The sequence below is a fragment of the Flagellimonas sp. B-3 genome (assembly GCF_056857835.1).
Genome location: NZ_JBSXNW010000018.1, coordinates 1 through 13,539 on the forward strand (window position 1 = coordinate 1; position 13,539 = coordinate 13,539).

Annotated in this window: 9 protein-coding genes; 4 read left to right on the forward strand and 5 right to left on the reverse strand. The window is 42.0% G+C overall.

Going from position 1 to position 13,539, the window contains the following annotated elements; genetic code table 11:
- Both AC13CS_RS06165 and uvrA read right to left on the reverse strand, forming a co-directional pair.
- A partial coding sequence (locus AC13CS_RS06165) for a DUF7507 domain-containing protein (protein ID WP_482888690.1) occupies positions 1 to 3,524 on the reverse strand: 3,524 nt, incomplete at its 3' end.
- An 833-nt stretch (positions 3,525 to 4,357) separates the two neighbouring features.
- Positions 4,358 to 7,135 carry an excinuclease ABC subunit UvrA gene (gene uvrA / locus AC13CS_RS06170; RefSeq protein ID WP_293162943.1) on the reverse strand — a complete coding sequence of 926 codons (2,778 nt, stop codon included), beginning with the start codon at positions 7,133 to 7,135 and terminating at the stop codon, positions 4,358 to 4,360.
- 251 nt (positions 7,136 to 7,386) lie between these two features.
- Here uvrA and AC13CS_RS06175 point away from each other — a divergent pair, with 251 nt between their 5' ends.
- A complete protein-coding gene (locus tag AC13CS_RS06175) occupies positions 7,387 to 7,971 on the forward strand; it encodes an RNA polymerase sigma factor (RefSeq protein ID WP_014034330.1) in 585 nt (194 codons plus the stop codon).
- Between the two features lie 253 nt (positions 7,972 to 8,224).
- On the opposite strand, the gene AC13CS_RS06180 is transcribed toward AC13CS_RS06175, so the two are convergent.
- Positions 8,225 to 8,887 (reverse strand): endonuclease III domain-containing protein, encoded by a 663-nt coding sequence (locus AC13CS_RS06180; protein ID WP_293162948.1) that lies wholly within the window; start codon positions 8,885 to 8,887, stop codon positions 8,225 to 8,227.
- 55 nt (positions 8,888 to 8,942) lie between these two features.
- On the opposite strand from AC13CS_RS06180, the gene bcp reads away from it, so the two are divergent.
- Positions 8,943 to 9,398 (forward strand): thioredoxin-dependent thiol peroxidase, encoded by a 456-nt coding sequence (gene bcp, locus AC13CS_RS06185; RefSeq protein ID WP_293162952.1) that lies wholly within the window; start codon positions 8,943 to 8,945, stop codon positions 9,396 to 9,398.
- A gap of 141 nt (positions 9,399 to 9,539) precedes the next feature.
- Here bcp and AC13CS_RS06190 read toward each other — a convergent pair whose 3' ends face one another.
- A complete protein-coding gene (locus AC13CS_RS06190) occupies positions 9,540 to 10,994 on the reverse strand; it encodes a TonB-dependent receptor (protein WP_293162955.1) in 1,455 nt (484 codons plus the stop codon).
- An 89-nt stretch (positions 10,995 to 11,083) separates the two neighbouring features.
- Here AC13CS_RS06190 and AC13CS_RS06195 point away from each other — a divergent pair, with 89 nt between their 5' ends.
- Positions 11,084 to 11,848, forward strand: a complete 765-nt coding sequence (locus tag AC13CS_RS06195) for an MBL fold metallo-hydrolase (protein ID WP_293165229.1) — start codon at positions 11,084 to 11,086, stop codon at positions 11,846 to 11,848.
- 5 nt (positions 11,849 to 11,853) lie between these two features.
- Positions 11,854 to 12,345, forward strand: coding sequence for a hydrolase (locus AC13CS_RS06200; RefSeq protein WP_163624791.1), 492 nt, complete (start codon positions 11,854 to 11,856; stop codon positions 12,343 to 12,345).
- A gap of 264 nt (positions 12,346 to 12,609) precedes the next feature.
- Here the strand turns inward: AC13CS_RS06200 and AC13CS_RS06205 are convergent, their stop codons facing one another.
- Entirely contained in the window at positions 12,610 to 13,269 is a 660-nt protein-coding gene (locus AC13CS_RS06205) for an alpha/beta fold hydrolase (protein WP_293162961.1), read from the reverse strand.
- Positions 13,270 to 13,539 lie beyond the last annotated feature (270 nt).

The window sequence follows — 13,539 nt, forward strand, 5'->3', positions numbered from 1 at the left end:
TCGTTGACGGTGACTTCGTCGAGGTCCACATCGCCCGTGTTGGTTACGGTAAAGGTATATTGGATGCTTTCATCGCAGCCATCGGTATTGACATCTACCAAAGCTCCAGTTTTGATCAGCCCGATACCTGCACTGCCAGTCGTACAGGCGTCGTTGGGCACTACGTTATTGGTGGGGTCGTCCTCCAGAAGGCTATCGTTGTCGCATTGGTCCTCCACCTCGGTATCGGTGCCGACCATCTGTGCGGAGACCGTTGCGCAGTTCACCACATTCCCGTTGTCGATGTCCGCTTGTTCGAGTTCGTAAAGTGCCTCGTACGTCCAGCTCTCGCCGATGGAGAGGATGCGGTCTTCCCCTTCGTCGCTTTCGGGTACGGGGCCTGCGAGCGAACCGCCGAGCAATCGGTCGTCCACGATAATCTGGTCCAGGTCCACATCGCCCGTGTTGGTCACGGTGAAGGTATATCGGATGCTCTCGTTGCAGCCATCGGTGTTGACGTCTATCAAGGCACCTGATTTTATCAGCCCGATTCCCGCGCTGCCGTTTATACAGGCATCGTTGGGGATTGTGGTATTGGTGGGATTGTCTTCCTGCAGGCTGTCGTCATCGGACAGGTCCTGCACCTCGGTGTCGGTGCCCAATAGCTGTGCGGTGACCGTTGCGGAGTTGGCCACATTGCCGTTATCAATGTCCTGCTGGGTAAAGGCGTAGAGTGCCTCGTAGGTCCAGCTCTCGCCGATGGACAGGATACCGTCGTTTCCTTCGTCGCTGCCCGCTACGGGGCCTGCAAGCACACCACCGAGCAATGGGTCGTGCACGGTGACCTGATCCAGGTCCACATCGCCCGTGTTGGTCACGGTGAAGGTATATCGGATGCTCTCGTCGCAGCCATCGGTGTTGACGTCTGTCAAGGTTCCAGTCTTTATCAGTCCGATGCCGGCACTGCCGTTTAAACAGGCATCGTTGGGAACCGTGGTGTTTGTGGGGTCATCTTCCAATAGGCTGTTGTCATCGGACAGGTCCTGCACCTCGGTGTCGGTGCCCAATAGCTGTGCGGTGACCGTTGCGGAGTTGGCCACATTGCCGTTATCGATATCCTGCTGGGTAAAGGCGTAGAGGGCCTCGTAGGTCCAGCTCTCGCCGATGGAGAGGATACCGTCGTCCCCTTCGTCGCTGCCCGCCACGGGGCCTGCAAGCACACCACCGAGCAAGGGGTCGTCCACGGTGACCTGGTCCAGGTCCACATCGCCCGTGTTGGTCACGGTGAAGGTATATCGGATGCTCTCGTCGCAGCCATCGGTATTGACATCTGCAAGGACTCCTGATTTTATCAAACCAATGGATGGTGAACTAATTTGACAACTAGATACATCAATAGAGGTAATATCATTTTCATCAATACTATTGTCATCGGATAAATCTTCTATCATCAGGTCTGGAAGTCCAAGAACATTGGCAGAGACCAAAGCTTGATTATCTACTTGCCCAGCATCAATATCGGCTTGTGTTAGGGCATAAGTGGCGGTATAGGTCCAAGTTTCATCTATATCCAAGCGGGTATTGTTATTCGCATCACCTTCAGGACCTTCAATGACGAGGGGTAGGCTTAAATCGTTCAACACCACATTTTCCAATATTTGATCGTCACCGCTTTCATTGGTAAGGGTAAAAGTGTAATTAATGGATGTGCAATCTTCATTGAGTACTCCTGTTTTAATGAGCCCCATGCGGGCACAATTGACGAGTGGCACTACGGTGGGACGGTCTTCATCAATGCTTTCATAATCGGAGTAATCCTCAACATCAATATCTGTACTTAGGAGTTTTGCTTTTACATGTGCCTGATTTTCCACCTGTTCCGCATTGATGTCATCGGCAGTTAATTGATAAATAGCAGTATAGGACCAACTTTCCCCAGGATCCATAAGGCCATCATTATTGGTATCGCCATCGGGGCCAACTATGGCATCATTTGGGATGTTCAAGTCTGTCAATGTTATATTTCCAAGAGTTAAATCTGGTCCACTTTCATTGGTTACAACAAAGTTGTACTCTACAAAACTGCATCCTCCATCTTCACCAAAACCGTTCTTGGCCACTCCTTTTTTAATAAGACTGATCCTTGGCGAACATGCTGAAAGGTCCACCACGGTGGGACGGTCTTCATCGGTACTTTCATAATCGGAAAAATCCTCGAGGGTAATATTCACTGGCCCCAATAGCTCGGCCCCGACGCGAGCCTGATTCTCTACAGAACCAGCGTTGATATCATCCGCAGTAATTTGGTAATTGGCCGTATAGTCCCATGTTTCTCCGGGGTCCATAAGACCATCATTGTTGATATCCCCATTAGGTCCTTGTATAAAAAGTCCTGGGTTATTTATATCGGCCAAAGAAATATTGCTCAGCACTTGGTCTTGGCCACTTTGATTGGTTACTGAAAAAGAATACTGTATAAAGCTACAGCCTCCTTCTTCACCTAATCCATTTATAGTTACCCCCTTTTTTATAAGGCTGATTTTTGGCACACAGGTAGATAGGTCTATCGCTGTTTTTCTATCTTCGTCCAAGCTAACATAATCAGAAAGGTCGCTGACCATTATATTGGTGTCAAGAGCAGAAACACCTTCCACATAGCCTTGAACCAACATGGTCCCAGCCAGATATTCTTCGGCAGTGGGCACATAGGCGACTTTGTAAATCCATACTTCACCTGGATCTAGGTGGCCAAAGTTAATATCATCACCACTGTCTGGGGCAATAATATTGCCTTGGTGGGAATCGTTCAGCACAATGGATTCAAATGTTTCGCCAGGAACGTCACTGGTATGGTGCAGTTCATAAGTAAGCTCAACACCGGAACAGCCGGGGTCTCCATTTCCTAAAGGCCCTGTGGTTACTCCTGTTAAGAGTAAGGAAATACCTGTGCCACAATCATCTAAAAAGGTTTTTGTGGGAGCATCAAAATTTTGTAGTGTTCCGTGTGACAAGTCGCTCACGACCACCCCTGGTTGGCCTACCACATCAGCTTTTACTGCTGCTTGGTCCTCTGCCATACCATTTTCTATTTCACTTTTAAGAATTATTCGTTTGCCCTGGTATGTCCATTGTTCCCCTACATCCAATTGGCCGTTGTTGTTGTCATCGCCATCTTTAAAGCTTATGGTAATCTCTGTTCCCATGCTTATATCTATGTTCTCAAGAGATTCGTTGTTGTCACTTTTATTATAAACCAATATTCGAAACTCGATATAGGTACAACCTGGTGTATTGTTGTTATAGGTAAGTGTTTGAGTTTGAAGTATTGCAGCAATGCCCGGCGCATAGACCTCACTGTCCATCGGTGAATCGATAAAGGGTGCCGGTAGTTTTGTTTTGTTCGCCCTTACTTTTAGATGGTTGAACTTGTTTTTTACTGAATGATCGTAGTTATTACCCCATGCATAAGGAGTCAATACAATGAACATTAGAAGAAAAGCAATAACGTACTTTCTCTTTTGTAAGGTAGATTTGGAGAGGAACATGGCTACAATGTTAACTTGTGACCTGTAATATTAGAGAATAGGGACGTTATTGGACTAGATGAATTGATAGATGCCAATGGTAAATTGACGAAATAGCGGTTTGGATTGATAGAAAAAATCAACCACTAAAGTCCTTGGAACTTAGTGTATTTTCTTTTTTACAAAACAAGTGGTAATATACTTACATTGCTGTTTGTTCCGTGGTTAAAGTGCAGTATTTGGTCTTGTAAACGTGATTCTTATTTTGCTAGAGATTTAGAATCGAACTCAAGTATTAAGTTTAAGTTCAAGACTTTGGAGTTATGAGTTCGGAGTTACTGCAAACTGCGTACTTCCAAATTCGGACGTTTCGACTGCGCTCAACGTGACACTTCGGACTAAATTGTTCGTTTATTGAGTTACAGCAAACTGTGTACTGCGTACTTCCAAATTCGGATGTTTCGACTACGCTCAACGTGACACTTTGGACTAAGTTGTTCGCTTATTGAGTTTCTGCAAACTGCGTATTGCGTACTGCAACTGCCGACTGCGTACTTCCGACTTCGGATGTTTCGACTACGCTCAACGTGACACTTTGGACTAAGTTGTTCGGTTATTGAGTTTCTGCAAACTGCGTATTGCGTACTGCAACTGCCGACTGCGTACTTCCGACTTCCGACGTTTCGACTGCGCTCAACGTGACACTTTGGACTAAGTTATTCGCTTATTGAGTTTCTGCAAACTGCGTATTTCGTGCTGCAACTGCCGACTGCGTACTTCCAAATTCGGACGTTTCGACTGCGCTCAACGTGACACTTCCAACTCCGTGCATCGGGCTTCCGACATCCGACATCTTATAATTTTTCCCTTAAATACGTTGCTGTGTAGGATTCCTTATTGTTGATAATTTCTTCGGGAGTGCCTTCCACCACTAAATTACCACCTTTTTCGCCACCTTCGAGACCAAGGTCGATGATGTAATCCGCACATTTTACGAGCTCCATATTGTGCTCTATTACAATTACGGAATGTCCTTTGCCAATAAGTTCATCAAAGGATTTAAGCAATTTTTTAATGTCGTGGAAATGAAGACCTGTGGTAGGTTCATCAAAGATGAACAAAGCTTTTTCCTTGGTATGTCCTTTTACCAAAAATGAGGCCAGTTTTATACGCTGCGCTTCACCACCGGAAAGGGTAGAGGAGGACTGCCCCAAAGCCACGTATCCCAAGCCCACATCTTGCAAGGGCTTCAGTTTGGTTACTATCTTGTCTTGTTTGTGGGTTGAAAAATGTGCAATGGCATCGTCAATGGTCATGTTAAGGATGTCGTCAATATTTTTTCCTTCAAACTGGACTTCCAGAATATCTTTTTTGAAGCGTTTTCCATCACATGCATCACATTCCAAATGCACATCTGCCATAAACTGCATCTCTACAGTAATTTCACCTTCGCCCTTACATTTTTCACACCGACCACCATCAACATTAAAAGAGAAATGCTTGGCCTGGTATCCCCTTAACTTGCTCAGTTTTTGTGAAGCAAACAGACTTCGAATGTCATCGTAGGCCTTTATATAGGTTACGGGATTGGAGCGCGAAGAGCGACCAATAGGGTTCTGGTCTACGAACTCTACATGCTTTATATGGGAATATTTTCCCTCCATTGCCGAAAACTGACCTGCTTTTTCGCCATATCCTCCGGTTTCTTTTAATATGGTGGGATACAATATTTTCCTGACGAGGGTACTTTTTCCACTTCCGGATACGCCAGTGACCACGGTAAGCACATTTAAAGGAAAAGTAACATCTATATTTTTAAGGTTGTTTTCGCGTGCCCCTTTTATTTGAATGTAGTGTTTGGAATTCCTTCGTTCTCCAGGAACAGGGATTTCCATAGTTCCATTAAGGTAAGATGCTGTTAAGGAATCTGATTGAAGGATTGCTTCCCAATCTCCAGTAGCCACCACTTTTCCGCCCAAGGTTCCTGCTTCTGGACCAATATCGATGATTTCATCGGCAGCTTTCATAATATCTTCATCGTGCTCCACTACAATAACCGTATTGCCCAAGTCACGAAGGGATTTGAGCACTTCAATCAAATTCTCGGTGTCTCGAGGATGCAATCCAATACTCGGTTCGTCCAAAATATACATGGAACCTACCAAGCTGCTTCCTAACGAGGTGGCCAAATTGATACGTTGGCTTTCACCACCAGAAAGTGTGTTCGATTTTCGATTCAGAGTGAGGTAACTCAAACCTACTTTGTCCAAAAAGCCCAATCGCGTAGTGATTTCGGTCAATAGTCTCTTGGCAACAGAAGTATCGTGTTCAGAAAGCTCTAATGCTTCAAAAAATGGTGTCAACTGGTTGATGGGCAGTTCAATCAAATCTGAAATGGATTTGCCGCCTACTTTAACATAATCAGCTTCTTTGCGAAGTCGTTTTCCTTTACACACGGAGCATCGTGTTTTTCCACGGTAACGGGACAGCATCACCCTATTCTGGATTTTATAGCTTTTTTCTTCTAGCTGTTCAAAAAACTTATGGATGCCGATAAAATGTTCGTTCCCATCCCAAACCAATTGTTTTTGTTCTTCGGAAAGTTCAAACCAAGGTTTGTGAATGGGGAAATCAAACTTGTAAGCTGAGTTCACCAATTGATCACGGTACCAGCTCATACTTTCGCCTCGCCATGGGAAAATGGCATTTTCATAGACAGATAGAGCAGTATTGGGAATCACCAAATCCTCATCAATTCCGATAACATCGCCATAGCCTTCACATTTTGGGCAGGCTCCGTAGGGGTTGTTAAAACTGAACAAGTGAACGTTCGGTTCCAAAAACTTCATTCCGTCCAACTCAAACTGGTTGCTGAAGGTCTTTACTTCTCCGGTTTGAAGGTTTTCAATGGCGCACTGGCCTTTTCCTTCAAAAAAGGCATTGTCCACAGCATTGGCCAAGCGGTTATAAAAATCCTCATCATCCTTTACAATGATACGATCTACGACCAAGTCGAATTCTCTACCAATATCTTCTGGCGCTTGATCTATTCGGATGACCTCTCCTTTATATTTAATACGGGCATACCCTTGTTTGGAGAAAAGTTCCAAGGATTTTAAAGGTTCCCGTTCTTCACTAATGGTTATAGGGGCCAATAACAGAAGTTTGTCCCTTTCGTTAAGTCCTTTGATATAATTGATGACATCCGTTACGGTATGCTTCCTTACTTCTTTGCCAGAAATAGGGGATAGGGTCTTTCCGATTCTGGCATACAGCAACTTTAAGTAGTCATATATTTCGGTAGTGGTTCCAACGGTTGAGCGTGGGTTCGTGGAATTTACTTTTTGTTCAATGGCAATGGCAGGAGCTATACCTTTAATATAGTCCACTTTGGGTTTGTCCAGTTTGCCCAAAAACTGGCGTGCATAGGAGGAAAGGCTCTCTACATACCTACGCTGGCCTTCGGCGTAGAGTGTATCAAAAGCTAGGCTAGACTTCCCCGAACCGGATAAACCTGTGATAACCACCAATTTATTTCTTGGGATGACAACATCTATGTTTTTAAGGTTATGCAGTTTGGCACCCTTTATGATAATATTCTGCTTGGGATCTACGTTTATATTGATTGCCATTCGTTAAAATTAGGGTCTCAAAGATACGATACGCCACACTTAATACGTATATTGCATCAGTTAACATATAAAAATCGTCAACTCACAACATAGATTTTTAGATCGCCTAGCTATTTATCTATATTTGAAGTGTAATTAAAATCCTGATAGGCCTATACAGAATAATTACTTTTTAAAGATTAAAAACTGAATAACTAAGGTTTTCCTTTTAAAGGGAGGACTGTGATTTTAACCCAAAAAAAGTAATTTGTATGGAACAGCTACAGATTAAAGATTCGATTTTAGTAAAGAACTACATTGACGGAGACGAAAAGGCTCTTGAAATCCTGATCAACAGGCATAACCAAAGAATTACCAGCTTTATTTACAGCAAAGTTTTGGACAGAGATGTTGCAGAGGACATCTTTCAGGACACTTTTATCAAAGTGATCAAAACCTTGAAAAAAGGAAGATATAGCGAAGAGGGCAAATTCTTGCCCTGGGTAATGCGAATTGCGCACAACTTGGTGATAGATCATTTCCGTAAAAATAAAAGAATGCCCAAGTTCGAAGGCAGCGATGATTTCAACATTTTTTCCGTTATCCACGATGAAAAGTTGAATGCCGAAAAGCAAATCATCAAAGATCAAATAGAAAGTGATCTAACACTTTTGATCGATGAATTGCCAGATGATCAAAGAGAGGTGCTCATCATGCGTATTTACAAGGATATGAGCTTTAAGGAAATATCCGAAAACACCAATGTTAGTATTAATACAGCTTTGGGAAGGATGCGTTATGCACTCATTAATTTAAGAAAAATTGTAGAGCGTAAAAACATCGTTTTAACGAATTAATCGAGCAATACGTCGAAGTCTGCAATATTTCCAAACTAGCGCCGTTATATAATGGAAACAATTACTTACGCTAGAATATGGAAAACATTTACTCTGAAGAACAAAAATCCGTAAAAACGGTAAAAGCTAGTCAGAAAACAGTAGATTTTTTGCTTAGCTTTTCAAAATCGATTCATGTAGTTGACTACAAAAAACACCAGTTTGAAGTAACATTGAATTAATTTAAGGATCAAACTGACGAAAAGAGCCGCAACTAGCGGCTCTTTTTGTTTTTATAATACTCGTTGATCACTGTTTTTCTACCAATGGTCTTGGTAATAATATCTTTTTCCAAATCCCAGCCCCTGGCCGGTGAATATTCCCTACCGTACCAAATAATCTGAAGATGTAAACGGTTCCAAATCTCCTTGGGGAACAATCGTTTGGCATCACGCTCGGTTTGCACCACATTTTTCCCATTACTAAAACCCCAACGGTACATCAGCCTATGAATGTGGGTATCTACCGGAAAAGCAGGAATTCCAAAGGCTTGGGAAACCACAACACTCGCCGTTTTGTGTCCCACGCTTGGCAATTCTTCCAACAACGCAATGTCGCGAGGGACTTTACCATTATATTTTTCAATCAAAATTTGGGACAGCCCATATATTCCCTTTGATTTCATGGGTGACAGCCCTACTGGTTTTATGATTTCCCGAATCTCATCCACAGAAAGTTTTACCATATCATAAGGGTTATCCGCCTTTTCAAATAAAAGAGGGGTAATTTGATTGACCCGAACATCCGTACTTTGGGCCGATAACAACACAGCTATCAACAAAGTATAGGGATCTTTATGATCTAACGGAATGGGAATAGTAGGATATAGTTCATCCAAGGTTTTGATGGCAAAATCAACCTTTTCTTGTTTGGTCATATTTGTTTAACTTTGTTAATGTAAATATTAAACAATTAATTCAAGAGCAACGCACATGAATATGTTAAAAGTAGGTGATAAAGTACCTGATTTTTCAGCAAAAGACCAAGACGGCAACACAATTAATCTCAGTGGTTACAAAGGGAAGAAGCTGGTAGTGTTTTTCTATCCCAAAGCAAATACACCAGGTTGCACGGCCGAAGCGTGTAATCTTCGTGACAATTACAAGGAATTACAAGCACAAGGCTATGAACTTTTGGGTGTAAGCGCAGATTCGGAAAAGAAACAATCGAATTTCAAGAACAAATATGAATTCCCATTTCCTTTATTGGCCGACGAAGACCATACCGTAATCAATACCTTTGGCGTTTGGGGCCCTAAGAAGTTTATGGGCAAGGAATATGATGGCATTCACAGAACCACTTTTGTGATCGATGGAGATGGTGTTGTGGAAAATGTTATCGACAAAGTGAAGACTAAAGATCACGCCGCGCAATTACTTGATGCGTAAAACGTATTTGTCTCATCGAGCTCGCGCCTGCCGGACGGACGGGCAATCGAGATGATATGGAACAATAGGCATTAAAAGTTCTTGACTGCGCGCGAACTGACATTTTAAAATAAAAAGGCGCTGAATCAGCGCCTTTTTATTTTATTTTTCCTTCTCTTCAAGAACCTTTCTGGTAAACAGGTTTTTCTCTTTTATTATTTCAGCAATACCTTCTGGCAGCTCTTTTTCCCATCCATCATCATTGTTAATAATCTTTTTGAGCACATTTCTTGAAAAGATATGAAGTACATCCGGGTCATAATCAATAATATCCATCACTTTTCCATTGTACTTAAAGAATTTGTACAATTCCTTCATACGAGGATGGACTTTGACATTGTTGCTGGTGAGTACTTGACCCGTTTCTGGATCTTTCATCGGATATAGATAAACCTTCAAATCTTTAAAGAACAATTTTCCGAAAGCTTCCAAAATACCACCACTTAAGTGACGGTAGTATTTTTCATCAAATACATCCACTAAATTGTTCACGCCCATCGTCAATCCAATCTTGGCTTTGGTATAATTGTTAAAATACTCTACCAATTTATAGTACTCTTGGAATTTGGAAATCAATACTGTATGTCCGAGTGAACACAATAGCTCCGCCCTGTCCATAAAATCCTGCTCGTCGATTTCTCCAGATGCCTTTAGGTTGGACAATGTTATTTCGAAAACAACAATGGCATTTTCCATATCCACGGTCTGTTCCCGAATAAAAATATCGTATGACTTTTGGAACATGTCCATATTCACCTTGGTAACAGGCCTAAAACTACCCCGTAATGCCAAGATATTTTTCTTGTACAACACGGCTGCAGGCAGCAAGTTGTTTCCATCGGGACCAAACATAACCGCGTCGGTCATGTCATTTTTAATAAGCTGAAGGCTCATCAACCTATTATCAACATCCGCAAAGTTGGGTCCTGTGAAGTTGATCATATCAATTTCCAAAGTATCATGGTCGATATGATCGTATAGGTATTTTAAAAGTTTTTTGGGCTTATGGAACTTGAAAAATGCCCCATAAATCAAGTTTACACCTAAAATGCCCAAGGTTTCTTGCTGTAATCTTGCTTCATTTTGTTTAAAACGAATATGAAGTACGATTTCGTCATATTCCTTTTGGTCCGGGTCCAACTGAAAACGAAGTCCAACCCATCCATGCCCTTTGTAACGTTTGGAAAAATCGATGGTAGCTACAGTATTGGCGTAACTAAAGAACAAATAATCCGGATTACTGTCCCTACTGATCCGTTCCTCGACCAATCTCATTTCGTGATCCAACATCTTTTTTAACCGGGATTGGGTAACATAGCGCCCATCTTCCTCAATGCCATAAATGGCATCACTAAAAGATTTGTCGTAAGCGCTCATCGCCTTTGCTATGGTTCCAGAAGCCCCACCGGCCCTAAAAAAATGTCTGGCAGTTTCCTGTCCGGCACCAATTTCCGCAAATGTTCCATAAATATCACGGTTCAAATTGATCCTAAGGGTCTTGGCCTTTATGGAAGGAATATTTTCAAAAGCATTTTCTCTGCTTGGTACGCTAGGCATATCCGAATTTTTAAAGTAAAGCAAAGTTACACTCTTCAATCAATCTATTAAATAAATAAGTTATAATTTTGGATTTAATGGATGATAAGATGACCATTACTTTTTTGGGTACGGGAACTTCACAGGGAATCCCCATAATCGGAAGCAAACACCCCGTTTGCCTGAGCGATAATCCAAAAGACAAAAGACTACGTGTATCCGTGCTCATTTCTTGGAAAGATTATAACTACGTGATTGATTGCGGCCCCGACTTTAGGCAACAAATGTTGGCCAACCCCATAGATAAATTGGACGGGATTCTGTTTACGCATGAGCATGCCGATCACACCGCTGGAATTGACGATATTCGACCCTTTTTCTTTAGACAAGGAGACATTCCGGTTTATGCGCATCCAAGGGTTTTGGATTCCCTCAGAAGACGTTTTGATTATATTTTTGCAGATGAGGACCGTTATCCTGGCGCACCAGCAGTACAGGTCCACGAAGTTTCAAAGGATAAAAATATTCCGTTGGGCGATTTGGATGTAGTTCCCATAGAAGCCTTTCACAACAGACTACAGGTCTTTGGATACCGCTTTGGGGAATTTGTGTACTTAACTGACGTAAAGCGGGTAGATGAAGAGGAGATCAAAAAAATAAAAGGCGCCAAAGTATTGGTTGTAAATGCGCTTCGGCTAGAACCGCACCATTCCCATTTCAATTTGGAGGAAGCTTTGGAGTTTGCCGAAAAAGTAGGGGCGGAGCAAACCTATTTTACCCATATCAGTGCTTTGTTGGGATTCCATGAAGAAGTGGAGAAAAGTCTTCCCGAAAACATACATTTGGCCTACGATAACCTAAAGATTAAAATTTAGATTTGATGAAAAGCAGAATTTTTCTATACCTGTTTGTTTTTGCCGCTTTGTTGGCTTTGTTTCAATATGTGACGGGAAACAATATGCAAAAAGCATTGACCTCTGATGTAAAACAACTTGAAGAAGAGGTAGTAAAACTCGAGGATTCCCTGCAGACCATGCATTTAAAAGTATTGGATATGCAATACTTTACTTTGGAAAACAATGATGATGCTTTGGCATATTACGACCATTTGAATTTAGAAAACCCATCACTCTATATTCAGGATAAATTATTGGAAACCAACGAGAAGAAAGGCGATAATCCTTTAATTCCCTATGAAGGAATGGAAAGTGATTTTAAAATAAATAAGATTAAGGTGTTGAACCATAAATGGATTTTGGCCGATTTTTCAGATGGAAAATATTGGGGAGACCTTATTATAAAATATGAGCTAAAAGATGATTTAAGCGTGGATTTTACCTTGGCCGAACATTTGCTTTACGCTCCGCAGTAATTAATCCGTGCCAAAAGAGAAACAAGAACAGAGAAAAAATAGAATAAGGACAAAAGAATCAAGAGACAAGAACCAAGACTGAAGTTCAGAGTTCAGAGTTCGGAGTTACTAAGTTATTGGGTTACTGCCAGCTTCGTGCTTCGGACATCAGACTTCGGCCCCCCAACAAGTTCAAAAACAAGAGTTACTACCGACCGCGAAACTGACTCCAGACCTCGTGCATCGGACTTCCGACATCAAACATCAAACATCAAACATCAAACATCAAACATGTTCCTCTAACCACTTTTTAAAGGAAAAGAAGTTCTGTTGGGAAACACCATGACCCACAGGAAATTCCTGATAAGTAGTTGGAATGCCCAGATTTTCAAGGAATTCTGGCGACTTTTGTGCCCATTCCAAAGGAATTACTTGGTCCACTTGCCCATGCGATGCGTAAAAATTTAGTTTACTATGGTCTTTTTCAGCATAGCCGTCCACCAAAATATTTTCGTTGATGTATCCGCTGAGCGCAATCACGTTCTTCACTTTTTCCGGATATGATAAGGCGACCGCATAGCTTAAAATGGTTCCTTGGCTAAAGCCCAACAGCGTAATATTGTCTTTGTCCAAATCGTATGCCTCAATGGCTTCGTCCATAAAAGCAACAATTTTTTCCCTAGATTCTTTGGCCTGTTCGTCATCGCTCCATTTCCCTTGTTCGGCATCAAAATTAATGGCATACCATGCATGGCCAAATGGTTCAATATCATAAGGAGCTCTTACTGAAAATACCATCAGCTCTCCTGGCAATTCCGGTGCAAAGGAAAAAAGGTCCTCTTCATTGCTACCATAACCATGGAACATAAAAAGCGCAGGTATTTTGCCGGAAACTTTAGAGGATGGTCGTAATAAATATGTTAGCGATAGGGGTTTTAAGGACATTGTTATAGTTTATGATATGAATGTGAACCATTTTTGAAAGTATTTTCCCAATACTGGTAATGGTTTTGTCTTTTCGTTAAGCGCTTGCAAAAAGCCAAACACCCAGATTACAATATAAAAAATATAAATAAGGAACGATAAGTAAACAAATCCAGTGTAAGTGAGCAAAATAGCCAGGGCATGAAAAAGTACATGAATACCAAAAGCCTGCCGGATATGAAATCGGGCAAAGGCATTTTTGGGCTCAATATTCATGGTGATGGCTATTAA

Coding starts and splice junctions, on each gene's coding strand:
- uvrA (WP_293162943.1), bottom strand. CDS start 7,135: ATGGCAATCAATATAAACGTAGATCCCAAGCAGAATATTATCATAAAG.
- AC13CS_RS06175 (WP_014034330.1), top strand. CDS start 7,387: ATGGAACAGCTACAGATTAAAGATTCGATTTTAGTAAAGAACTACATT.
- AC13CS_RS06180 (WP_293162948.1), bottom strand. CDS start 8,887: ATGACCAAACAAGAAAAGGTTGATTTTGCCATCAAAACCTTGGATGAA.
- bcp (WP_293162952.1), top strand. CDS start 8,943: ATGAATATGTTAAAAGTAGGTGATAAAGTACCTGATTTTTCAGCAAAA.
- AC13CS_RS06190 (WP_293162955.1), bottom strand. CDS start 10,994: ATGCCTAGCGTACCAAGCAGAGAAAATGCTTTTGAAAATATTCCTTCC.
- AC13CS_RS06195 (WP_293165229.1), top strand. CDS start 11,084: ATGACCATTACTTTTTTGGGTACGGGAACTTCACAGGGAATCCCCATA.
- AC13CS_RS06200 (WP_163624791.1), top strand. CDS start 11,854: ATGAAAAGCAGAATTTTTCTATACCTGTTTGTTTTTGCCGCTTTGTTG.
- AC13CS_RS06205 (WP_293162961.1), bottom strand. CDS start 13,269: ATGTCCTTAAAACCCCTATCGCTAACATATTTATTACGACCATCCTCT.